This window comes from Occultella gossypii (assembly GCF_019947135.1).
In the GTDB taxonomy this organism is placed as follows: domain Bacteria; phylum Actinomycetota; class Actinomycetes; order Actinomycetales; family Beutenbergiaceae; genus Occultella; species Occultella gossypii.
This window is the reverse complement of the sequence record NZ_JAGSHT010000001.1, coordinates 112,578-134,637: the sequence shown is the minus strand read 5'-3', so window position 1 is coordinate 134,637 and position 22,060 is coordinate 112,578. Positions and strand designations below refer to the sequence as shown.

Annotated in this window: 22 protein-coding genes; 1 reads left to right on the top strand and 21 read right to left on the bottom strand. The window is 72.2% G+C overall.

Annotated features, from left to right (window positions below; genetic code table 11):
• Window positions 1-190: 190 nt before the first annotated feature.
• From lgt to KCQ71_RS00610, 12 genes are all read right to left on the bottom strand, one after another.
• Complete coding sequence (lgt, locus tag KCQ71_RS00665) at window positions 191-1,267, bottom strand: prolipoprotein diacylglyceryl transferase (RefSeq protein WP_223401706.1); 1,077 nt, start codon at window positions 1,265-1,267, stop codon at window positions 191-193.
• Window positions 1,264-2,082, bottom strand: coding sequence for a tryptophan synthase subunit alpha (gene trpA, locus KCQ71_RS00660; RefSeq protein ID WP_223401705.1), 819 nt, complete (start codon window positions 2,080-2,082; stop codon window positions 1,264-1,266). The genes lgt and trpA overlap by 4 nt, the downstream gene beginning before the upstream one ends.
• Window positions 2,079-3,338 carry a tryptophan synthase subunit beta gene (gene trpB, locus KCQ71_RS00655; protein WP_223401906.1) on the bottom strand — a complete coding sequence of 420 codons (1,260 nt, stop codon included), beginning with the start codon at window positions 3,336-3,338 and terminating at the stop codon, window positions 2,079-2,081. The genes trpA and trpB overlap by 4 nt, the downstream gene beginning before the upstream one ends.
• Before the next feature lie 26 nt (window positions 3,339-3,364).
• A complete protein-coding gene (trpC, locus tag KCQ71_RS00650) occupies window positions 3,365-4,180 on the bottom strand; it encodes an indole-3-glycerol phosphate synthase TrpC (protein WP_223401904.1) in 816 nt (271 codons plus the stop codon).
• 86 nt (window positions 4,181-4,266) lie between these two features.
• Window positions 4,267-4,680 carry a DUF2752 domain-containing protein gene (locus KCQ71_RS00645; RefSeq protein ID WP_223401703.1) on the bottom strand — a complete coding sequence of 138 codons (414 nt, stop codon included), beginning with the start codon at window positions 4,678-4,680 and terminating at the stop codon, window positions 4,267-4,269.
• Complete coding sequence (locus KCQ71_RS00640) at window positions 4,677-5,210, bottom strand: DUF4190 domain-containing protein (RefSeq protein ID WP_223401701.1); 534 nt, start codon at window positions 5,208-5,210, stop codon at window positions 4,677-4,679. The genes KCQ71_RS00645 and KCQ71_RS00640 overlap by 4 nt, the downstream gene beginning before the upstream one ends.
• A gap of 21 nt (window positions 5,211-5,231) precedes the next feature.
• Window positions 5,232-5,534 (bottom strand): HGxxPAAW family protein, encoded by a 303-nt coding sequence (locus KCQ71_RS00635; protein ID WP_223401699.1) that lies wholly within the window; start codon window positions 5,532-5,534, stop codon window positions 5,232-5,234.
• Between the two features lie 43 nt (window positions 5,535-5,577).
• Entirely contained in the window at window positions 5,578-6,237 is a 660-nt protein-coding gene (locus tag KCQ71_RS00630; RefSeq protein ID WP_223401697.1) for a Trp biosynthesis-associated membrane protein, read from the bottom strand.
• Window positions 6,234-7,829, bottom strand: a complete 1,596-nt coding sequence (locus KCQ71_RS00625; protein ID WP_223401695.1) for an anthranilate synthase component I — start codon at window positions 7,827-7,829, stop codon at window positions 6,234-6,236. The genes KCQ71_RS00630 and KCQ71_RS00625 overlap by 4 nt, the downstream gene beginning before the upstream one ends.
• Complete coding sequence (gene hisI / locus KCQ71_RS00620) at window positions 7,826-8,218, bottom strand: phosphoribosyl-AMP cyclohydrolase (RefSeq protein WP_223401693.1); 393 nt, start codon at window positions 8,216-8,218, stop codon at window positions 7,826-7,828. Before hisI ends, KCQ71_RS00625 begins: the two co-directional genes overlap by 4 nt.
• Window positions 8,219-8,268: 50 nt before the next feature.
• Window positions 8,269-10,071, bottom strand: coding sequence for an ABC transporter ATP-binding protein (locus KCQ71_RS00615; protein WP_223401685.1), 1,803 nt, complete (start codon window positions 10,069-10,071; stop codon window positions 8,269-8,271).
• The gene (locus KCQ71_RS00610; protein WP_223401683.1) at window positions 10,068-11,990 is read right to left on the bottom strand and encodes an ABC transporter ATP-binding protein; all 1,923 of its coding nucleotides are present in this window, start codon (window positions 11,988-11,990) and stop codon (window positions 10,068-10,070) included. Before KCQ71_RS00610 ends, KCQ71_RS00615 begins: the two co-directional genes overlap by 4 nt.
• An 81-nt stretch (window positions 11,991-12,071) precedes the next feature.
• On the opposite strand from KCQ71_RS00610, the gene KCQ71_RS00605 reads away from it, so the two are divergent.
• Window positions 12,072-12,713, top strand: a complete 642-nt coding sequence (locus KCQ71_RS00605) for a TIGR03085 family metal-binding protein (protein WP_223401682.1) — start codon at window positions 12,072-12,074, stop codon at window positions 12,711-12,713.
• A gap of 16 nt (window positions 12,714-12,729) precedes the next feature.
• Here the strand turns inward: KCQ71_RS00605 and hisF are convergent, their stop codons facing one another.
• The 9 genes from hisF to KCQ71_RS00560 are packed head-to-tail and all read right to left on the bottom strand — an operon-like array spanning window position 12,730 to window position 22,049.
• Entirely contained in the window at window positions 12,730-13,500 is a 771-nt protein-coding gene (gene hisF / locus KCQ71_RS00600; protein ID WP_223401680.1) for an imidazole glycerol phosphate synthase subunit HisF, read from the bottom strand.
• Window positions 13,497-14,399, bottom strand: a complete 903-nt coding sequence (locus KCQ71_RS00595; protein WP_223401679.1) for an FKBP-type peptidyl-prolyl cis-trans isomerase — start codon at window positions 14,397-14,399, stop codon at window positions 13,497-13,499. Before KCQ71_RS00595 ends, hisF begins: the two co-directional genes overlap by 4 nt.
• An 11-nt stretch (window positions 14,400-14,410) precedes the next feature.
• Window positions 14,411-15,817, bottom strand: coding sequence for a Pup--protein ligase (gene pafA, locus KCQ71_RS00590; protein WP_223401678.1), 1,407 nt, complete (start codon window positions 15,815-15,817; stop codon window positions 14,411-14,413).
• Window positions 15,814-16,527 carry a proteasome subunit alpha gene (gene prcA / locus KCQ71_RS00585; protein ID WP_223401677.1) on the bottom strand — a complete coding sequence of 238 codons (714 nt, stop codon included), beginning with the start codon at window positions 16,525-16,527 and terminating at the stop codon, window positions 15,814-15,816. The genes pafA and prcA overlap by 4 nt, the downstream gene beginning before the upstream one ends.
• Window positions 16,524-17,330 (bottom strand): proteasome subunit beta, encoded by an 807-nt coding sequence (gene prcB / locus KCQ71_RS00580; protein ID WP_223401676.1) that lies wholly within the window; start codon window positions 17,328-17,330, stop codon window positions 16,524-16,526. The genes prcA and prcB overlap by 4 nt, the downstream gene beginning before the upstream one ends.
• Window positions 17,327-17,524 carry a ubiquitin-like protein Pup gene (locus KCQ71_RS00575; RefSeq protein ID WP_223401675.1) on the bottom strand — a complete coding sequence of 66 codons (198 nt, stop codon included), beginning with the start codon at window positions 17,522-17,524 and terminating at the stop codon, window positions 17,327-17,329. Before KCQ71_RS00575 ends, prcB begins: the two co-directional genes overlap by 4 nt.
• 38 nt (window positions 17,525-17,562) lie before the next feature.
• Window positions 17,563-19,254, bottom strand: coding sequence for a depupylase/deamidase Dop (gene dop / locus KCQ71_RS00570; RefSeq protein WP_223401674.1), 1,692 nt, complete (start codon window positions 19,252-19,254; stop codon window positions 17,563-17,565).
• Between the two features lie 60 nt (window positions 19,255-19,314).
• A complete protein-coding gene (arc, locus tag KCQ71_RS00565; protein ID WP_223401673.1) occupies window positions 19,315-20,979 on the bottom strand; it encodes a proteasome ATPase in 1,665 nt (554 codons plus the stop codon).
• Window positions 20,980-21,020: 41 nt separating this feature from the next.
• Entirely contained in the window at window positions 21,021-22,049 is a 1,029-nt protein-coding gene (locus tag KCQ71_RS00560) for a tRNA (adenine-N1)-methyltransferase (RefSeq protein WP_223401672.1), read from the bottom strand.
• Between the last annotated feature and the right edge of the window lie 11 nt (window positions 22,050-22,060).

Sequence of the window (22,060 nt, the reverse complement as noted above, 5' to 3'; positions counted from 1 at the left end):
TCGGGGGACCCGCGGCATCGGTTGCACTACTTGTTGGGACGCCGTCGACCCACCTGCGGCGGAGACTTTACTCTCCGCAGACCATCAGAGGATGCACGCCCCATGTTTCGGTTGTGTTACGCCCATGTGAAATAGGAGACCGCATGGCCCGCATCGTTGCTGTGCCTGCCATGCCTGCCTCGCACACGGGTCACCGACCGGGGTCGTCCTCCGGGAGGGGATCCGCTGCGCCCGCCTTGGTGCGGGTCTGCTCGAGGTCTGCCTGCTCGTCGACGGTCTCCGTGGGAGTCTCGTCGGTCATGTCGTTCTCCTCAGCGTCGTCGACCGGATCGGTCTCGGCTGTCTCGACCACGTCGTCCGAGTCGTGCTCGGATGCTGCGTCGACCTCGTCATCGGCCGAGGTTTCGGCCTCGTCCTCGCTCTGTTCGTCCGGTTCACGACCGGGTAGCCAGACCGATTCTTCCCGCCCGGGGTGGCGGCGGGAGATCACTATGAAGATTATCAGGGCCGCCAGACCGACGATGATCGAGGTCCAGACGTTCAGGCGCAGACCGAGGACCTGCTCGGCCTCGTCGATGCGCAGGTACTCGATCCAGACGCGGCCGAGCGTGTACCCGAAGACGTAGAGCCAGAACACCCGGCCGTGCCCGAGCCGGAGCCGGCGATCGAGCCAGATGAGCACGCCGGCGAGCGCGAGGTTCCAGAGGAGCTCGTACAGGAACGTCGGATGGAACAGGGTGCCGGCGGGATAGTCGAGCCCCTGGGCCCGCAGGGTCTGTTCGGAGATCTGCAGGCCCCACGGGAGCGTCGTGGACGCGCCGAAGAGCTCCTGGTTGAAGTAGTTGCCGAGCCGGCCGATCGCCTGCGCCACGGCGAGCGCAGGCGCCAGGGAGTCCGCGAACGGGGCGAGGCGCAGGCCGGCGCGGCGCAGACTGATCCAGGCACCGAGCGCACCTGCCGGGATCGCGCCCCAGATGCCGAGGCCGCCGTTCCAGATCGCGAACGCGAGCCAAGGATCGCCGTTCGGCCCGAAGTAGGCGTCCGGCGACGAGAACACGTGGTAGATCCGCGCACCGACGATGCCGAACGGCACCGCCCAGAAGATCGCATCGAGGACGGCACCCTCGGGGCCACCGCGGGCCCGGTACCGACGGATCGCGATGAAGCCCGCCACCACGATGCCGGCGAGGATCGCCAGGGCATAGGCCCGGATCGGGATCGGACCGAGGTACCAGACGCCCTGCGAAGGGCTCGGGATGCCGTTCACCGGACCAGCCGTCCGGCCCGCACGCCCTCGGCGAGTTCGCCGATGAGCAGGCGCAGGTCCTCCAGGGCCGCGTCCCGGTCACCGTCGGAGCGGATCAGGGTGCGCACGAGCGCCGAGCCGACGATCACGCCATCGGCGTAGCTGGCCACCTCGGCCGCCTGGGCGCCGGTCGAGACCCCGAGGCCGACGCAGACGCGTTCGGCCCCGGCCGCCCGGGTCGCGGCCACGAGCGCCTCGGCCCGCGGGCCGACGCTCGCGCGCGCCCCGGTGACGCCCATCGTGGAGGCGGCGTAGACGAAGCCCCGGCTCGCGGCGGTGGTCAGGTGCAGCCGCTCCGTGGTGGAGCTCGGCGCGACCAGGAACACCTTGTCCAGGTCGTGGGCGTCCGCTGCGGCGATCCACTCGCCGGCCTCGTCCGGGATCAGGTCCGGGGTGATCAGGCCCGCTCCCCCGGCGGCCACCAGGTCGGTCGCGAAGCGGTCCACGCCGTAGCGCAGCACCGGGTTGTAGTACGTCATCACGAGCGTGGGGGCACCGGTCTCGGCGACCTCGCGGACCGCGCGCAACACGTCCGCGGTGCGGGTGCCGCCGGCCAGGGCGGCCTGCATGGCCTCCTGGTTGACCGCGCCGTCCATGCCGGGGTCGGAGTACGGCAGGCCGAGCTCGACGATGTCGGCTCCGGCCTCGACGGCGGCGCGTGCCGCGGCGATGGAGCCGTCCACGTCCGGGTAGCCGACCGGCAGGTACACCACGAGCGCGGCGCGACCCTCCGCCCGCGCTGCGTCGATGGTTGCGGCCGTCCTGGATCCGGTCATGCCGTCGTGCTCCCGCCCTCGTCCTCGCCGCTCGCGGCACTCGAATCCACGAGCCCGAACCACTCGGCGGCCGTCTCGACGTCCTTGTCCCCGCGTCCGGACAGGCTGACCAGGAGCACGGTCTCGGCCGGGTCGGCGCCGGCGGCCACGAGCTCGCGGCCCAGCGTGATCGCCCCGGCCAGCGCGTGCGCGCTCTCGATGGCGGGCATGATGCCCTCGGTGCGGGTCAGCAACCGGAACGCTTCCATGGCCTCCGCGTCGGTGACCGGCCGGTACTCGGCCCGCCCGATGCTCGCGAGCCAGGAGTGCTCGGGCCCGACGCCCGGGTAGTCCAGGCCGGCGGAGATCGAGTGGGACTCGATGGTCTGCCCGTCCTCGTCCTGCAGGAGGTAGGTCTTGGCACCGTGCAGCACGCCGGGGCTGCCGGCGCCGATCGTGGCCGCGTGGCGCCCGGTCTCGACGCCGTCACCAGCCGCCTCGCAGCCGATCAGGCGCACCTCGGCGTCGTCCAGGAACGCGGTGAAGATGCCGATCGCGTTGGAGCCACCGCCCACGCAGGCGACGACGGCGTCCGGGAGCCGCCCGATCCTCGTCGACAGCTGCTCGCGCGCCTCCTCGCCGATGATCTTCTGGAGGTCCCGTACCAGGGCCGGGAACGGGTGCGGACCGGCGGCGGTGCCGAACACGTAGTTGGTGGTCTCGACGTTCGCGACCCAGTCCCGGAACGCCTCGTTGATCGCGTCCTTGAGAGTCCGCGAGCCGGCGGTGACGGGGATGACCTCGGCGCCGAGCAGACGCATCCGGGCGACGTTGAGCGCCTGCCGGCGGGTGTCCTCCTCGCCCATGTAGATCGTGCAGTCGAGGCCGAACAGGGCAGCCGCGGTGGCGGTAGCGACGCCGTGCTGGCCCGCGCCGGTCTCGGCGATGACCCGGGTCTTGCCGACCTGCTGGGTGAGCAGCGCCTGACCGAGGACGTTGTTGATCTTGTGGGACCCGGTGTGGTTGAGGTCCTCGCGCTTGAGGAAGACCCGCACGCCGCCGGCATGCTCGGCGAACCGGGGCACCTCGGTGATCGGGCTGGGCCGGCCGGTGTAGTCCCGGTGCAGCGCGGCGAGGCGCTCGATGAACGTCGGGTCATCCTTGAGCTTGTCCCAGGCGGTCGCAAGGTCGTCGAGCGCCGCGATCAGGGCCTCGGGCACGAACCGGCCCCCGAAGTCGCCGAAGTAGGGGCCGACGGCGTCCCGGAAGTCCGTCACGGCAGCCGGCTCGGTCCTGGGCTCGCTCACCGGCTGCGCACCGCCCGCAGCGACGGATGGGTCCCGGCGGCGACCATGTCCTTGACGGCGGCCCGCGGGTCGCCCTGGGTCACGAGCGCCTCCCCCACGAGCACCGCGTCGGCGCCCCAGCGAGCGTAGTCCATGAGGTCGTGTGGACCCCGGACACCGGACTCGGCGACCCGGACGATCCCGTCCGGGATCCGCGGGGCCAGTTCGGCGAACACCTCGCGGCGGACCTCGAGGGTGTGCAGGTTGCGGGTGTTCACCCCGAGCAGGCGGGCGCCGGCGTCCACGGCCCGCTCCACCTCCTCGGCGGTGTGCGCCTCGACGAGGGCGGTCATGCCGAGCGAGTGCACCCGTTCGGTGAGTGAGGTGAGCACGGTCTGCTCGAGGGACGCCACGATGAGGAGCACGATGTCCGCGCCGTGCGCCCTTGCCTCCCACACCTGATAGGGGGTGACGATGAAATCCTTGCGCAGCACGGGCACGTCCACGGCCGCCCGGACGCCGTCGAGGTCGTCCAGGGATCCACCGAACCGGCGGCGCTCGGTGAGCACACTGATCGCGGACGCCCCGCCCGCCTCGTAGTCCGCGGCCAGGCCGGCCGGATCCGCGATGTCCGCCAGCGCTCCCTTGGAGGGGCTGGACCGCTTCACCTCGGCGATCACGGTGACGGCATCGTCCTTGGCGAGCGCGTCGAGGGCATTCATGGCCGACGGGCGGGCCGCCGCCTGTTCCTTCAACTCCTCGAGCGGAGTCGCCGCTTCCCGGACCGCCAGGTCCTCCCGGACCCCGGCCACGATCTCCTCAAGAACGGTCACCATCCGCCTCTCCCTTGCTCGGCCACCATCGTATGCCGAAACCTCCGGCGCCCAGGACGCATCTCACGGCGGGCGACGGGGGTGCCTCAGACCGGGGAGAGATAGGGCGCAAGCGCGGGCAGGTTGCGTAGCACCGTGAACACGAGCAGGCCGGCGCCGAGCGCCACCCACACCCACGTCGGCGACCGCCGGACGGGCTCCGAACGCCAGACCCGCACGAGCCACCAGACCCAGACCAGTGCCACCATCGGCAACGCGATGGCGAGCATAGGGTTCGCCGCCCACGCCCCGGCCAGGTCGCCGGTGGCGAGCGAGTGCGTGGTCCGCAGGCCACCGCAGAACGGGCAGAACCACCCGGTCAGGCGCAGCATCGGGCAGAACCCGTACCCGCCGTCGTGCGGGTCCACGAGCGCGAGCAGCGCGGTGCCGGCGGCCACCGCGGCACCGACCAGCACCGGCGTGCGCCGGTCCCGGGGCGGCGCCGTGGCCTCGACGCTCACCCGTAGTAGCCCTGGGAGAGGGACACGAGGACCCAGAAGACACCCGCGATGATGGCCAGCACACCCATGACGACGCCGGCCGTGGCGGAGCCCCTGTTGGTGGCCTGGCCGGCATCGGCAGCGGCGCGGCCCTTGGTGCCGTTCACGATGGCGCCGATGCCGAGCCCGATGCCCACGAGCGGGATGCAGGCCAGGAAGAACCCGACGATCCCGAGCACGAGAGCGGTGGTGCCGAGGCTGTTCCGGTGGGTGGCCGCCAGGCCGTACCCGTACGGGCTGACCCCGTACGGGGACTGCGGCTGGCCGTACTGCGGCTGGCCGTACTGCTGTGCGCCGTACTGGGGCTGTGCGCCGTACTGGGGCTGTGTGCCGTACTGGGACTGGCCGTACGAACCGGGTGCCTGCGGGTCCCAGGGCTGGGGCCCCTCCACGAACGCCCGGTCCTCGTTCGAGGGGCCCGGGTTCGATCCGGCCGCGCCGTAGGGATCCTGTGCCCCGTAGGGGTTCACACCACCGCTGGAGGGCGGCACGGGAGGGTAGGACATCGCGGGCTACGCGGTCCGCCCGGAGTTGCGCTCGAGCTGGCCGTAACCGAGGGCTCGCAGGATCGCGCTGGCGACGCACCCGATGACGATGACGGCGCCACCGATGATCCCGATGGTCAGGTTCTGCAGGATGAACGCGATGCCGACCACGAGGGAGCCGACCACACCACCCCAGAACAGGGTCCAGCCGGCGATGGTGCGGCCGTGGTTGGACGGTGGGGCGGTCGGCAGGTTCTCGGGGGCGTAGTGCCCGCCCGCCACCGAATCCTCGGAGTGCCGGGTGGATTCGGTGATCGCTTCGTTGGTCATGGTGCAGTGGCCCTTCGCGGTGGTCGTGCTCGGCGCGACCAGACTACCGGTCCGCCCCCTCGCTCGGGTCCTCGCCGCGGCTCAGCGCGTCCCAGTCCTCCATCCGGGTGGTCCGCGCCGACCCGGCGGCCGGCGCCGCGGTCGGCCCCGGTGCACTCGCCTCCGGCGCCGCGGCATCGACCCCGGCCGGGGCGGGACCCGAACCGCGCTCATAGCGGCGACCGACCCGGCCCCACTGCCCGACCAGGAACGGCAGCGCGATACCGAGGACGAGGATCACCGCGGCCACACCGAACGCGAGGTAGGGCAGCGCGGTCACGGCCGGCTCGCCGCCGATCTCGCGGACTCCGATCAGCTCGCCCGCGGCAGCCTGCGCCGGGGTGGCCGGGTCCCGCAGGAACGCCAGCACCGCCGCCGCCGCCGCCGCTCCGGCGAGGGCCGCCAGCACGGCCGCCAGCATCCGGACCACCCGGCCGGACAGGCCGAGGGCGAGCGCGGCTGCGAGTACGACGAGCGCCACGGACGGGACCACCGGGGCGGCCGCGGCGCCGCCCACGGTGACCGTCTCGGTCCCGAGCATGCCGGCCACGGGCGCGCTGACCCAGGTGCCCAGGGTGGTGACCAGCAGCGCCGCCCCGGCCACGAGCAGGATCAGCACGGCCGGACCGCGGCCCAGCCGTCGGCGCGTGGACGCCGGCGTCACGGCGCGATCGCCTCGATCCCGGCGGCGATCTGCACCGCCCGTACCGCGGCGGCGGCCTTGTTCCGGCTCTCCCAGTACTCCGTCTCCGGCACCGAGTCCGCCACCAGTCCCCCGCCGGCCTGTACGCTCGCGACGCCTCGCGAGATCAGCGCGGTCCGGATCGCGATCGCCATGTCGAGGTCGCCCGCCAGGTCGAAGTAGCCGACCGTGCCGCCGTAGATGCCCCGGCGGGCCGGCTCCAACTCGTCGATGAGCGCGATCGCCCGCGGCTTCGGCGCTCCCGAGAGGGTGCCCGCCGGGAACGTCGCCGTGAACACGTCCACCGCCGTCGACTCCGGGCGGAGCCGCCCGCTGACCGTGGAGGACATGTGCATGATGTGGCTGTACCGCTTGATCTCCATGAACTCGATGACGGCGACGCTGCCGGGCTCGCAGACCCGGCCGAGGTCGTTGCGGGCCAGGTCCACGAGCATCAGGTGCTCGGCGCGTTCCTTCGGGTCCACGAGCAGTTCGTCGGCATGCTCGCGGTCCTGCGTCGCGTTCTCGCCGCGCGGACGGGAGCCCGCGATCGGGAAGCTGACCACGTCCCGGCCGGTGACCTTGACCAGGGTCTCCGGGCTGGAGCCGACCACGTGGTAGTCACCCTCGCCATCAGCCGCCGGGTCACCCAGGTGCAGGAAGTACATGTACGGGCTCGGGTTGATGGTCCGCAGCACCCGGTACACGTCGAGCGGGTCCGCGGTGCACTCGAGCTCCAGGCGCTGGGACAGCACCACCTGGAACACCTCGCCCTCGCGGATCGCCTGTTTGGCGGCGAGGACGCCGGCCTCGAAGTCGGCCCGCTCGGTCCGGAACCGCAGCTCCGGTTCCCGCGCCGCCGCGCCGTCGAGGGTGACCATCGCGCGGGACGGGGCGGGGGCCACGAGTGCGGCGGCCATCGCGTCGAGCCTGGCGACGGCGTCGGCGTACGCCTCGTCGACCCGGTCATCGGTGTCGTCGAAGTTGATGGCGTTCGCGATCAGCCAGACGTCGCCGGTGTTGTGGTCGACGGCGGCCATGTCCCCGACGAGGCACAGCGCGACCTCGGGGACGCCCAGCTCCTCGCGGGCCAGCCGCGGCAGCGTGGGTTCCCAGTGGTGGATCACGTCCCAGCCGAGCGCACCGACGAGCCCACCGGTCAGCGGTGGCAGGCCCGGTAGCGCCGGGGTGTGCAGTACGCGCAGGGTCTCCCGGAGCACCTCGAGCACGTCACCGGTGCGGGGCACCGCGACCGGGACGTCGCCGTACCAGTGGGCCTGACCGTCGGCCTCGCTCAGGATCGCCCGGGAGGAGACCCCCACGAACGACCACCGCGACCAGACCCCGTCCGAGGCCGCCGACTCCAGGATGAAGGTGCCGGCCCGGCCCGAGGACAGCCGGCGATACAGCCCCACCGGGGTGACGTCGTCGGCGAGGATCCGGCGCACCACCGGGATCACCCGGCGCTGCGCCGCCAGGTCCCGGAACCCGGCGCCGGAGGGCCTGGTCTCGCCCCAGGCCAGCTTCAGGTCGGCGCCCGAGTCGGTAGCGGCGTTCGACTGCGCGCCGGTCATCGTCCGGCCTCCGGGGTCTGGCTGCCCACGACGGCGCCGAGGTCGCCGCCCGCCTCGAAGCACGTCCGGGTGCCGGTGTGGCACGCCGGGCCGATCTGGTGCACCCGGACCAGCAGTGCGTCGCCGTCGCAGTCCAGCGCCACCGAGCGCACGTGCTGGGTGTTCCCGGAGGTGTCGCCCTTGCGCCAGTACTCCTGGCGGGACCGGGACCAGTACCAGGCCCGGCCGGTGGTCAGCGTGCGGTGCAGGGCCTCGTCGTCCATCCAGCCGACCATGAGGACGTCACCGTTCTCGTCGTCCTGCACGACGGCGCAGACGAGACCGTGCTCGTCCCGCTTCAGCCGGGCCACGATCGAGGGATCCAGGATGGAGGGGTTCACGTCGGACACGCCCTCGATCCTCCCACGCCCGAGGCACGTTCACGGACCCCCACTGGGCCTCACTCGCTTGCCGAGATCCAGGTGGCGTGCATCCGCGCGTAGACCCCGCCGGCCGCCACCAGTGCGGTGTGCGGGCCGAGCTCCACGATCCGGCCGGCGTCCACGACGACGACCAGGTCGGCGGCCTCCGCCGTGGAGAGTCGGTGCGCGATCGCGACCGAGGTGCGCCCCTGGGTCAGTTCGGCCAGGGCCCGGCTGATCCGGTGCTCGGTCGCCGGGTCGACGGCGGAGGTCGCCTCGTCGAGGACGAGCACATCCGCGTCGGCCAGGTAGGCCCGCGCGATCGCGACGAGCTGGCGTTCGCCGGCGCTGAGGGCCTCCCCTCGCTGCCCGACATCGGTGTGCACACCGAGCGGCAGCGTGGCCAACCAGTCGCCCAGGCCGAGGCGCTCGAGCGCGGCGGCCACGCCGTCGGCGTCGGTGTCCGGGCGGCCGTAGGCCACGTTCCCGGCGATCGTGTCGTCGAACAGGAACCCCTCCTGCGGCACGATCACCACCCGCGAGCGTAGGTCCGCGAGCGCGATGTCGCGCAGGTCCACACCGTTCAGACGCACCGAGCCCGCGTCGGGATCCATCATCCGGGTGAGCAGCTTGGCGAGCGTGGTCTTGCCCGAGCCGGTCTCCCCGACCACGGCCACGCGGGCGCCCGCGGGGATCGCGAGCTCGATGTCGTGCAGCACCGGGGCGGCGGAGCCGGGGTAGGTGTAGGTGACGTCGGCGAAGTCCAGGGCCGCGGGGCCGCGCGGCCCGGCCGGGGTCGGCTCGTCGGGTTCGGTGATGTCCAACGGCGTGTGCACCACCGAGATCACCCGGCGCCACCCGGCCACGGCGTTCTGGAGCTCGTTCAGGACCTCGGTGGCGGACTGCACCGGTCCGGTGAAGATCTGCACGAGGAACAGGAACGCGAGCAGCCCACCGACGGTCAGGTCGCCGTCTATCCCGAGCAGGGTGCCGACGACCACGACGGCTCCGAGCGCCAGCCCGGAGAGCAGGACGCCGGAGGAGAACGCCAGCGACGCGAACGCCTGCGCCCGCACGGCGGCATCCCGGTGCTCGCCGATGGCCTCATCCATGCGGCGCTGGGTGCGGGCACCGGCGCCGTAGGAGCGGATGGTCTGGGCGCCCACGATCGACTCCGAGATCCGCCCGAGCATGGCCCCGACCCGCAGGCGCACGGTGCCATAGGCGACGTTCAGGGCCTTCTGCGCCTTCGGGGCGAGCACGATCATCGGCGCGAACGCGAGCCACACGACGATGGTCAGCTGCCAGGAGTAGAACAGCATCGCCACGGTCGCGCCGGCGATCTGCAGCACGGACAGCACGAGCTGCATGCCGCCCCACTGGACGAACAGGGAGATGGTGTCCACGTCGGAGGTCACCCGGGACACCAGCGACCCGCGCCGCTCGGTGTTCTGAGTCAGCACGGACAGGTCGTGCACGTGCCGGAAGGCCCGCACCCGCAGCTGCAGGAGCCCGGCCTCGGCCGCGCGGAACAGACGCACATTCACCCAGGTGGTGCACGCGGCCGCGGCGAACAGCCCGACCGCAGCGATCCCGCACAGCCGCAGGACCAGGCCGACGTCCACCCCGCCCGGGGCGAGGATGCCGACGTCCGTGGTCTGCTGCACCACGATCGGGACGATCAGTCGGCCCGCGGTGGCGAGCACGGCGAGAGCGAGGGTGACGCCGATGCCGGTGCGCATCGCCGGGGAGAGCGCGAGGCCCGCCCTGAGGGTGCCGAGCACGCCGAGCGAGGACGTGCTCTCGATCCGGGCGCTGGTTCCGGGGGTCGTGGCGCTCACCGGGCCACCTCCCTCTCCTCGCGGCCGCGTTGGTAGGCGGTGACCAGACGCCGGTAGCCCCGGTCGCGGCCGAGCAGGTCGGCGTGGGTGCCGGCGTCGACCACGCGACCACGCTCGACGTGCACCACCGAGTCGGCGAGTCCGATCGTGGCGGTGCGGTAGGCGACCAGGATGACCGTGACGTCCCCGGCGCTGCGGCGCAGCCCGGCGAGGATGGCCTGCTCCACGAGCGGGTCGACGGCGGAGGTCGCGTCGTCGAGGATGAGGAGCCTGGGGCGCCGGATCAGGGCGCGGGCGATCGCCAGCCGTTGCCGCTGACCACCGGACAGGGACGCGCCCCGTTCGCCGATGACGGTGTCCAGTCCATCGGGCAGCGCGGCGACGAAACCATCGGCCTGCGCGATCGCCAGCGCGGCCCAGACCTGCTCGTCGGTGTATCCGGAACCGGTGCTGACCGGCAGCCCCTCGCCGTCGGGCTCCACCTCGTCGGCGAGGGTGACGTTGCCCCGGACGGTGTCCTCGAACACGAACGCCGACTGCGCCACCAGGGCGATCGCACCGGTGCGGTCCGCGTCGGCGATCTCACGGGCGTCCCGGCCGTCGTAGCGGACCACCCCGGACGAGGGGTCCCGCAGCCGCGCGATCACGTCCACCAGCGTCGACTTGCCGGCGCCGGTGGACCCCACGATCGCGACCGTCCGGCCCGCCGGCACGGAGAACGTGACGTCGGTGAGCAGGTCCGCCTCGGTGGCCGCGCCGTCGGCGTCGTGGCTCGGCACCCGCACGCCGACGCCGTCCAGGTCCAGGCGCAGCCCCTCGTCGGTGGGGACCGCGTCGCCGAGCCGGTGGCGGCCCGCGCCGAGGTAGCCGCGGGCGTCGATGACCCGGGAGACCCGGTCGTGGCCGACCAGCGAGCGCGGCAGATCCCCCAGGACGAAGCCGATGGCACGCACCGGGAACGTCATCACGGTGAGCAGGTAGGCGGTGGTGATGACCGCGCCGGTGTCCACCACGCCGGCGGCGACCCGCGTCGCGCCCACGGCGAGGACCCCCAGCGTGGCCAGGCCCGGGAGCAGGTCGATCACCGGGTCGAACACGGACCGGATCCGCCCGACGGCGATGTTCGCGTCCCGCAGCGTGCGGCTGGCGGCGGCGAAGCGCCGCTCCTCGAAGTCCTCGGTGCCGAGTGCCTTCACGACGGCGGCCGCCTCGAAGCTCTCGTGGGCGACGTCCGCGACGACCGCCCGCTGGTGCTGGACGTGGGTGATCGCCGGGCTCATGTAGTTGCGGTAGACGGCATTCACGACGAGCACCAGCGGGAGCACACTGACCCCGATGATGCCGAGGACCGGGTCGGCGGCGATCATGGCGACCCCGGCGACGATGATCATGACGAGCACCCCGAGCGCGAACGGCAGCGGCATGAACACGCCACCGGCGGCTTCGGCGTCCGCGTTCGCGTTGGAGAGCAGCTGGCCGGCCGGGTGCCGCCGGTGCCAGGTCATCGGCAACCGGAGGTACTGGCGCGTGACGGCGCGCCGGTGCCCCGCCTGTACGTCGAGGGCGCCGATGCCGGCGTAGATGCGGCGCAGCGCCACTCCGACTGCGGTCACGGCGCCGATCAGCAGGAGCCCGAGCCCGGCGAGCCAGATGGACCCGGTCGACACCCCCGAACCCTCGATCGCGGGCAGCACCACCCCGTCGGTGATCCGGCCGAGCAGCCAGCCGGAGGCCACCAGGCCGATGCCGTAGACGACGCTCGCGACGATGGCGATGGTGAACGTGCGCGGCTGCGAGGCGATGCCCCGGCCGATCAGGAGCAGGGAGCGTCGGACGGCGCCGCCGGACAGTGCGTGGAGGGGCCGATCGTCGGGGCTGGGCATGGCGGGGTTGCCGTCTCCGGCGGGTTCTGCGGGCACTGGCACAAGCCTACCCTCGCCCACCGACGGTCCGGCGCTGCGGACGCGGGCACGACGTGGGTTTGTGAGAACGTGGAACCCATGTGGTCCGCGCGCGAGAAGTCCGACCTGGTCGAGTCCCTGACGAACGCGGGCCCCAACGCGCCCACGCTCTGCGAGGGCTGGCAGACCCGGCACCTGGCCGCGCACCTGCTGCTCCGGGGCCAGGAACCGTGGCGGTTGACCCCGCGGCCGTGGGCTCCCGATGCCGTGGACCGGCTCATCGACGACGTCGCGGACGGCCTCCGCGAGCGCGCCGCCTACACCGACGCGGTCGAGACCTTCGCGGCCGGCCCGGACGGGGCGAACCCGATGCGGCTGGTGCGCGGGCGGGCCGACGAGGCGATGAACCTGCTCGAGTACGTGGTCCACCACGAGGACGTCCGCCGCGGCGGCGCCGAGCCGCTGCCGCCGCGGGAGCTCCCGGCGCCGATGCTCGACGACATCTGGCGGCGGGTCGGTCAGTTCTCCAAGTTCGCGTTCCGGTCCGCGCCCGTCGGCGTGGTGCAGGTGGTCCCGGGGAACCGGCGACGGCGTGCCCGTGCGGGCGCCGTCTCGGTGGCCCTCACCGGTGGTCCCATCGAGCAGACACTGTTCGCGATGGGGCGCCGCGACGCCGCGCAGGTGCAGGTCACCGGGGCGCCGGACGCCGTCGCCGCCTTCGAGGCCTGGGCGGCGCTCTGACGCTCGACCCCTGCGGTCAGCGCACCTCGAAGCCGGCCGCGCGCAGGTGGTCCTTGACCTCGCCGATCGTGAGGGTGCGGTAGTGGAACACGCTCGCCGCGAGCAGCGCGTCGGCGCCGGTGCGGGCCGCCTCGACGAAGTGGTCGGCCGTGCCGGCGCCGCCGCTGGCGATCAGCGGCACCTGGACCCGCGCACGCACCTCGGTGAGCATCTCGAGGTCGAACCCGGCCGTGGTGCCGTCGGCGTCGATGGAGTTCAGGAGGATCTCTCCGACACCGGCGTCCTGGGCCCGGCCGACCCAGTCGAGCGCGTCGATGCCGGTGCCCCGGCGACCCCCGTGGGTGGTGACCTCGTACCCGGAAGGCGTGCTGACGCCGTCGGGCGTGCGGCGGGCGTCCACGGACAGCACCAGCACCTGGGAGCCGAACCGGTGCGCCACCTCGGCGATGAGCTCCGGGCGGGCGATGGCGGCCGTGTTGATGCCGACCTTGTCCGCGCCGGCGCGCAGCAGGGCGTCCACGTCGTCGGTGCTGCGCACCCCACCACCCACCGTGAGCGGCACGAAGACCTCCTCGGCGGTGCGGGCGACGATCTCCAGTGTGGTCGCCCGACCCTCGGTGGAGGCGCTCACGTCGAGGAACGTCACCTCGTCGGCGCCCTCGGCGTCGTAGCGGTGGGCCAGCTCGACCGGGTCCCCGGCGTCGCGCAGGTTCTCGAAGTTCACGCCCTTGACGACGCGGCCCGCATTCACGTCCAGGCAGGGGATCACCCGCAGCGCGAGGCTCACTCGCCCGCCCCGTCGGTACCGGTCAGGGCGGAGACTGCGAGCACGTCGATCACATAGACGAGCGTATCGTCACCGAACGCCTGCTCGGGCGGCACCACCAGCATCACCTGGGAGCCGACGGTCTCGTCGACCAGGCCCTCCTGCCAGCCCTGGATGAGCCCGGTGAACGCCACCGTGGTCGGCGCCTGCCCCTCCCCCCAGGTCGACTCGACGACCGCCCCGGTGCTCCACGCGACCGTGGTGTAGCGGACGGTGACGGCCAGTCCGGAACGTACCTGGGCGCCGTCGCCCCGGATCAGCGGCACCACGCTCAGGTCCACGGGCGCCGCGGAGTCCGGGATGGTCACGGTGGGTTCGCCGGTCTGGCTGCGGGTCACCACCGGCATGCCTGCGACCGCGGGCACCTCCTCACCCCACGCGCGGGTGTGCAGGATGTCGTAGACCAGTACCAGCGGGTTCGGCTTGGTGGTGGTGCCGACCTCCACGCGCAACAGCCGGGATCCTTCGGTGCGACCGAGCAGGTCCTCGTACAGCGGCCCGGCTTCGGCCTCGGTGAGCAGGATCACCTCGGGCTGGGCGCTGAACGTGTCCTCGATCACCTCACCGGTGACCGCGTCCAGGGCGAGGAAGGAGACCATCACGGCTGCGCCGTCGACGAGCACAGTGCCCTCGCCGGTGATCAGTTCCTCGGTGTCGGTCTCGGTGACATCGAGCGGGGCGTCGAAGGTCACCTGCGGGTGCGCACCGAAGTTGCCACCCACGCTGACCAGGTCGATCCCGGTCGGCTCGGGTTCGTCGGGGGCGCAAGCGGCCACGGTCAGCAGGGCCATCACGGCCAGCAGACGCAGGACCAGCATCCCCACCGGACCGGGGCCGTGGGGTCGTCGAGGAGCGGGCATGATCGTTGAGTCTACGGGGCGAGGCTGGGAGTCCCCTGCGTCTGCGCCGGTGGATCGAGGCTCGCGATCAGCCGGTCCACGCGCTCGTCGACGTTGCGGAACGGGTCCTTGCAGAGCACGGTCCGGCCGGCGTTGTCGTTGAGCTTCAGGTGCACCCAGTCGACCGTGTAGTCGCGACGGCGGGCGGTCGCCGCGGTCACGAAGTCACCGCGGAGCTTGGCCCGGGTGGTCTGCGGCGGCTCGGTGGTGGCCGCGTCGATCTCGTCGTCGGTGACGACCCGGCTGACCATGCCGCGCGCGGCGAGGCGGGCGAACAGGCCGTCGGTGCGGGAGATGTCGTGGTAGGCCAGGTCCAGGCGCTGCACCCGCGGGTCGGACAACGGCACGTCGTGGGCCTCGACGTACCGGTCGACGAGGCGCTTCTTGATGGCCCAGTCCAGGTCCCGGTCCACGAGGCTGAGGTCCCCGCTGCGGAGTGCGTCCAGCCCGCGACCCCACAGCTCCAGGACCCACTCGTCGTGCGGGCCCCCCTCGGGCGCCTCGGCGATGAAGTCCCGGGCCCGTTGCAGGTACGACTCCTGCAGCTCGACCGCGGTCACCTTCGTGCCGCGGGCCAGCGTCACCTGCTTGGTACCGGTGATGTCGTGGGAGATCTCCCGGATCGCCCGCACCGGGTTCTCCAGGTTCATGTCGCCGAAGATATGGCCGGCCTCGAGCATCCGCAGCACGATGTCGGTCATGCCCACCTTGAGCATGGTGGTGGTCTCCGACATCGAGGAGTCGCCGGAGATGACGTGAAGGCGGCGGTACAGGTCTGCGTCGGCGTGCGGTTCGTCGCGGGTGTTGATGATCGGCCGGGACCGGGTGGTCGCCGAGCTGGTCGCCTCCCACAGGTGATCCGCGCGCTGCGAGAAGCAGTACGTCGGCCCGCGGGGCGTGGTCAGGATGTGCCCGGCACCGGTGAGGATCTGCCGGGTGATCAGGAACGGGACGAGTACCTCGGCGGTCCTGGCGAAGTCCCCGCGCCTGCGGATCAGGTAGTTCTCGTGGCAGCCGTAGGAGTTCCCCGCGGAGTCCAGGTTGTTCTTGAAGAGGTGGATCCGGCCGGGGATGCCCTCGGCGTCGAGGCGTTCCTGGGCGTCGGCGACCAGGCCCTCGAGGATGCGCTCGCCGGCCTTGTCGTGGTAGACGAGCTGGCGCAGGTCGTCGCACTCCGCGGTGGCGTACTCCGGGTGGGAGCCCACGTCCAGATACAGGCGGGAGCCGTTGCCGAGGAACACGTTCGAGGAGCGGCCCCACGCCACCACCTTGCGGAACAGGTACCGGGCGACCTCCTCGGCGGACAGGCCCCGGCCCTCCGGAGCGGCGCAGGTGACGCCGAACTCGGTCTCCAGGCCGAAGATGCGGCGGATCTTCATTTCTGCTCCGCGCCCGGCAGCAGGTCGGTGAGGGCCGGGACGCTCAGCCGCTGGAACGCACGCCGGGGCCGGTGCCGGTCGAGCACGGCGGCCTCCAGGCTGGCCGGGGCAAGGACCCGGTCGGCCGAGCCGTCCTCCTCCTCGCCGGCGCCCAGCACGCGCACGGCCAGGCCGAGCACCTCGGCCAGCGTGAGGTCCTCGGTCCACTCCTCGCGGACCAGGGCGCCGAGGCGTTCCGCCGCGCCGCCCATCACCACGAAGCCGGGCTCCTCGGCGACCGAGCCGTCGTAGCCCAGCCGGTAGATCTGGTCGCCGGCCTGCGTGGCGGCCACCTCGGCGACGGCGAGCTCGACCTCGAGCGGCTTGGACTCGGTCGTGAACACCGCACCCATGGTCTGTGCGTACGCGTTCGCGAGGCCACGCGCGCTGACGTCGACGCGGTCGTAGGAGTACCCGCGCAGGTCGGCGTACCGGACCCCGGCCACCCGCAGGTTCTCGAACTCGTTGTACTTGCCCACCGCGGCGAAGCCAATCCGGTCGTAGATCTCGCTGATCTTGTGCAGGGCGCGGGACGTGTTCTCGGTGACGAACGCGATGCCGCCGCGGTACCCGACCACGATCACCGACCGGCCCCGGGCGATGCCCTTGCGCGCGAAGTCCGCCCGGTCCTTCATGAGTTGTTCGGGCGAGACGTAGAACGGCTGCGTCATGACTGGTCCCCTCCCATGGTGATCGCGCGAACCACGGCGGCGAGGTCGGAATCGCTCACCCGCCGGTACCCGCCGGAGTCCACCACGGCGACGATCGGGTAGATGCCGCGGGCCACGTCCGGTCCGCCGGTGGCCGAGTCCTCGTCGGCGGCGTCGATGAGCGCGTGCACCGCGGTCCGTACGGCCTCCTCGGCCCCGAGTCCCGGCGCCCAGAGCTTCTTCATGGAGCCTCGGGCGTGCACGGAGCCGGAGCCGATCGCGTGGAAGTCCTGTTCCTCGTACCGACCGCCGGCCACGTCGTAGGAGAAGATCCGGCCCTCGGAGCGCAGCTCGTCGTAGCCCCCGAACAGCGGGACGGCGGCGAGCCCCTGCAACGCCATCGGCAGGCCGGCCCGGACCATCGTGGCGAGCCGGTTCGCCTTGCCCTCCAGGGACAGCAGCGTGCCCTCGATCTTCTCGAAGTGTTCGAGCTCGAGCTGGAACAGGCGGACCAGTTCGACGGCGACCCCGGCGGTTCCCGCGATACCCACCGCGGAGTAGTCGTCGGCCGAGAAGACCTTCTCCATCTTCCGGTGCGCGATCGTCGAGCCCATCGTGGCGCGCCGGTCCCCCGCCATGACGATCCCACCGTCGTAGGTGAGCGCAACGATCGTGGTCGCGTGCGGGGTCTCGACGGAGCCGATCGGGGCCGGCCCGCGACCCGGCAGCAGGTTCGGGGCATGGTCGGCGAGGAAATCGACGAACGACGAACTACCGGGTCGGGAGAACGCGGCCGGGAGCCGGTCGCCGAACTCGGCCGTCATTGGCCGCCCTTCTGGACGAAGCCCCGCACGAAGGTCTCCGCGTTCGTCTCGAGCACATCGTCGATCTCGTCCAGCAGCGAGTCCACCTCCGCATCGCGGGCGCTCGCGCTCCCTGCGGTGGGCGGCGGGCCCGCGGGCTCGTCGTCCGGCCGAGGCTCGGGGGTGTTGCGCTGGTCGTACTGCCGTGCTGCCAAGATGTCCTCCTCGTGGCGCTGACGCGGGTGGTTCGATCCTACGTCCCAGACTCCTCCGCCGGAGGCGGCACGGCGGTCAGCGCACGCAACAACGAGCCCGCGTCCGCGTGGGCGTCGAGCAGGTCGCCGACGTGCCGCCGGGTGCCTCGCAGGGGGTCCGACGTCGGGACCCGCTGCAGGTGCGCCTGCCCGGGCACGTCGAAGACGATCGCGTCCCAGTTCGCGGCGCTGATCGCGTCCGGGAACCGGCGGATCGCCTCACCGCGGAAGTAGGCGCGGGTGTCCTCGGGCGGGTGGGTGATGGCGCGCTCGACGTCGGCCGGATCGACGAGCCGTTCCACGGCCCGGGCGGCGGCCATCTTCGCGTAGATGCCGCGCTCGGGCCGCAGGTCGGACCACTGCAGGTCCAGCGCCGCCAGCCGCGGGTGGTCCCAGGGCAGGTCGTCCCGGGTCCGCATCCCGTCCAGGACCCGCAGCTTCGCGAGCCACTCGACCTCCCGGGCGCAGGATGCGGGGGCGTCGGCCAGCCGGGTGACCAGGTCGGACCAGCGGGCCAGGACATCCGCGGTCTGGGTGTCCGGCGCGGTGCCGGTGCGCTCGGCGTGGGCGCCGACGGCGGCGGTGATCACGTCGACGTAGACGCGTTGGATCTGCAGAGCCGTCATCCGGCGGCCGTCGGCCAGGTCGAGCGGGCTGCCGAGCGTGAGGTCGTGGCTGACGGCGTGGGCCGCGCCGACCGGGTCGGCGAGCCGGAGCGCGCTCAGCTCAAGGGGCACCTGGCCCTGCTCAAGCAGCCACAGCAGCACGGAGGTGGTGCCGAGCTTCAGGTAGGTGGACACCTCGTGCATGTTCGCGTCCCCGACGATGACGTGCAGGCGCCGGTACCGGGTGGCGTCCGCGTGCGGCTCGTCCCGGGTGTTGATGATCGGACGGCGCAGCGTCGTCTCGAGCCCGACCTCCGCCTCGATGAAGTCGGCCCGCTGGGAGATCTGGTAGCCGGCCTGCTCACCGCGCTGACCCCGGCCGAGGCGGCCCGCGCCGCAGAAGACGGGCCGGGTCACCAGGAACGGGGTGAGGTAGTCGATGATGTCGTCGAACGGCACCTCGCGGCCCACGAGGTAGTTCTCGTGGGTGCCGTAGCTGGCGCCCTTGCCGTCCGTGTTGTTCTTGTACAGCGCCACCTGGGGCATGCCAGGGATCTGGGCGAGCAGCCGCGCCGACCGGAGCAGGACCTCCTCGCCGGCCCGGTCCCAGCGCACCGCGTCGAGCGGGCTGGTGACCTCCGGGCTGGAGTACTCCGGGTGCGCATGGTCGACGTAGTACCTGGCCCCGTTCGGCAGGATCACGTTCGCGACCGTCGCAGGTTCCGGCTGCGGGGCGGGGCGCCGTCGCTGGGTCACACCGCCCCAGTTCCCGCCGGTGGCCTCGTCGCCGCCCGCAGCGCTGCCGGCGCTGCCGTTGCCGGGACCGTCACCGTCCGGCGCGGGCCGGCTCGGGTTGTCGGTGAGCTGGCTGGGGTGCGCCGAGGAACGGTCCAGGCTCCACCCGCGGGCGTCCCGCAGCGGGTCCTCGTCCTGGTAGTCCCAGCGCGCCCGCGAACCGCCGTGGATGCCCTCGTTCGCATAGGCCGTGACCACCTGCGCGGACATCAGCATCGGGTTCGCGCCGGGATTGCCGATCCCGAGGATGCCGTACTCGGTCTCGATACCCATGATGCGTCGCACAGTCACGGGCCCACCCTAGTTCCGTCGGGCCCGAGCCTCCGCGCGCCCCACCAGGGGACGGAGCACCTACAGGTACTGGCCCGTGGGGTTGAGGTTCTCGATGGTGCGCCCCGCCTCGGGGTTGCCCTTCTTCTGCACGATCGTGCGGATGAACACGATCCGCTCACCCTTCTTGCCGGACACCCGCGCCCAGTCGTCGGGGTTGGTGGTGTTCGGGAGATCCTCGCTCTCCTTGAACTCCGCCACGCACGCGTCGAGGAGGTGTTCCACCCGGATCCCACGCACGCCGGTGGCGAGCAGGTCCTTGATGGCGCTCTTCTTCGCCCGGTCGACGATGTTCTGAACCACGGCCCCGGAGTTGAAGTCCTTGAAGTAGAGGATCTCCTTGTCGCCGCTCGCGTAGGTGACCTCGAGGAACTGGTTCTCGGGCTCCTCCGAGTACATCCGGCCCACGGTCCGCTCGATCATCGCCTCGACGACCGCCGCCGCGTCCCCGCCGTGCTCGGCCAGATCGTCCGGGTGGATCGGCAGGTCCGGGGTCAGATACTTCGTGAAGATGTCCCGGGCCGCCTCGGCGTCGGGCCGCTCGATCTTGATCTTCACGTCCAGGCGACCGGGCCGCAGGATGGCCGGGTCGATCATGTCCTCCCGGTTGGAGGCACCGATCACGATGACGTTCTCGAGCCGCTCCACGCCGTCGATCTCACTGAGGAGCTGGGGCACGATGGTGGTCTCGACGTCGCTGGACACGCCGGTCCCGCGGGTCCGGAACAGCGACTCCATCTCGTCGAAGAACACGACCACCGGGATGCCCTGCGAGGCCTTCTCCCGGGCCCTGGAGAAGATCAGCCGGATGTGCCGCTCGGTCTCACCGACGAACTTGTTCAGCAGCTCCGGGCCCTTGACGTTCAGGAAGTAGCTGCGCGCCGCCCCCGGTGCCGCGCCACCGCCCTGCGCGGCCGCGGTCTCGGCCAGCGACGTCGCGACGGCCTTCGCGATCAGCGTCTTGCCGCAGCCGGGCGGGCCGTACAGCAGCAGGCCCTTCGGCGGCTTCAGCCCGTGCTCGCGGAACAGGTCGGGGTGCAGGAACGGCAGTTCCACGGCGTCCTTGATCTGCTCGATCTGGGCCGCCAGCCCACCGATGTCGGCGTAGTCGACGTCCGGGACCTCCTCGAGCATGAGGTCCTCGACCTCCGAGCGTGGGATCCGTTCGAACGCGAAGCCGGTGCGGGCGTCGACGGTGAGGGTGTCTCCGACGCGAACGGTGACGTCCTGCAACGGCCCGGCGAGCCGCACCACCCGCTCCTCGTCGGCACGCCCGAGGACCAGGACGCGACCGCCGTCGAGCGCCTCCTTCACGGTGACCAGCTCACCGACCGGCTCGTACCCACCCGCGGCGACCACAGTCATCGCCTCGTTGAGCTGGACCTCCTGCCCGGGCCGCAGCGTCTCGATGTCCACGCTCGGGGCCACCCCGACCCGGAGCTTGCGCCCGGAGGACATCACGTCGACGGTGCGGTCCCCGTGGTCATGCAGGTGGATCGCGTAACTGCCGGGCGGCTTCGTCATCTCCTCGAGCTGGGTGCGCATCTCCACCAGCTGCGAGCGCGCGGACGTCAGCGCGGTCACGAGACGCTCGTTCTTGCCGGCCAGATCGATGGCCTTCTTCTCGAGCTCGCGCTCGCGGGGGGTGCTCGACACCCGCCCCGGAACCTCGTTCTGCTCGGCCATCGGACCCTCCTCGCCTCTGCTACAAGAGTAGGTCAGTGTGATCAGATCGCGTCGGACGGTCCAGAGGTTGGTCCGCCCTCGCGGCGGTCCCGGCGGGCGTCGAGGTCGCGCCGGACCCGCCGGATCTTCTTGTCCGAGATGGCGCGCTGACCCAGGTCGGTGGCCAGCTCGTCCTCGTCGAAGGAGACTGCGGACTCGGCGTAGGCACCCGGTGCCGGGCGGCGGCGGCGCACCGGGGCGACGACGCCGGGCGCCATCCTGCGGGTGGTGATGAGGAAACCGGTGTGCCCGATCATGCGGTGTTCGGGGCGGACCGCGAGTCCCTCCAGGTGCCACCCGCGCACCATCGACTCCCACGCCGTCGGCTCGGTGAACCGGCCGTCGGCCTTGGCATCCTCGGCGAACCGGGACAACTGGGTGGCCGTCGCGACATAGGCGACCAGCACCCCGCCCGGGGCGAGCGCGTCCGCGACGACGCCGAGGTTCTCCCAGGGCGCGAGCATGTCCAACACCACCCGGTCGACCGATCCGGGTTCGACGGCGTCCGGCAGCACGTCCGCGAGGTCGCCGACCCGCACGTCCCAGGCCGGGTGGACCCCGCCGAAGAACTCCTCGACGTTGCCTTGGGCGATGGCCGCGAAGTCCTCGCGCCGCTCGATCGACAGCAGCGACCCCCGGTCCCCCACCGCGCGCAGCAGCGACAGGGACAGGGCGCCGGAGCCGACCCCCGCCTCGACCACGCGGGCACCGGGGTAGATGTCGGCCATCGTGACGATCTGCCCCGCGTCCTTGGGGTAGATCACGGCGGCGCCGCGCGGCATGGACAGCACGTAGTCCGAGAGCAGCGGGCGCAGCGCCAGGTATTCGATCCCGGACGTGGTGGCCACGACGGTGCCCTCAGGCGCGCCGAGCAGGACGTCGTGGTCGAACGAGCCGCGGTGGGTGTGGAACACCTTCTGCGCCTGCAGCACGATGGTGTGCAACCGGCCCTTCGGGTCGGTCAGCTGCACCTTGTCGCCCTCGCGGAACGGGCCGCGGCGGATGGTGGCGCCGGTGGGTTCGTCAGTCACGGGCCGCGAGT

Coding starts and splice junctions, on each gene's coding strand:
- trpA (WP_223401705.1), bottom strand. CDS start 2,082: ATGACCGGATCCAGGACGGCCGCAACCATCGACGCAGCGCGGGCGGAG.
- KCQ71_RS00635 (WP_223401699.1), bottom strand. CDS start 5,534: ATGACCAACGAAGCGATCACCGAATCCACCCGGCACTCCGAGGATTCG.
- KCQ71_RS00625 (WP_223401695.1), bottom strand. CDS start 7,829: ATGACCGGCGCGCAGTCGAACGCCGCTACCGACTCGGGCGCCGACCTG.
- KCQ71_RS00605 (WP_223401682.1), top strand. CDS start 12,072: ATGTGGTCCGCGCGCGAGAAGTCCGACCTGGTCGAGTCCCTGACGAAC.
- KCQ71_RS00595 (WP_223401679.1), bottom strand. CDS start 14,399: ATGCCCGCTCCTCGACGACCCCACGGCCCCGGTCCGGTGGGGATGCTG.
- pafA (WP_223401678.1), bottom strand. CDS start 15,817: ATGAAGATCCGCCGCATCTTCGGCCTGGAGACCGAGTTCGGCGTCACC.
- prcA (WP_223401677.1), bottom strand. CDS start 16,527: ATGACGCAGCCGTTCTACGTCTCGCCCGAACAACTCATGAAGGACCGG.
- prcB (WP_223401676.1), bottom strand. CDS start 17,330: ATGACGGCCGAGTTCGGCGACCGGCTCCCGGCCGCGTTCTCCCGACCC.
- arc (WP_223401673.1), bottom strand. CDS start 20,979: ATGGCCGAGCAGAACGAGGTTCCGGGGCGGGTGTCGAGCACCCCCCGC.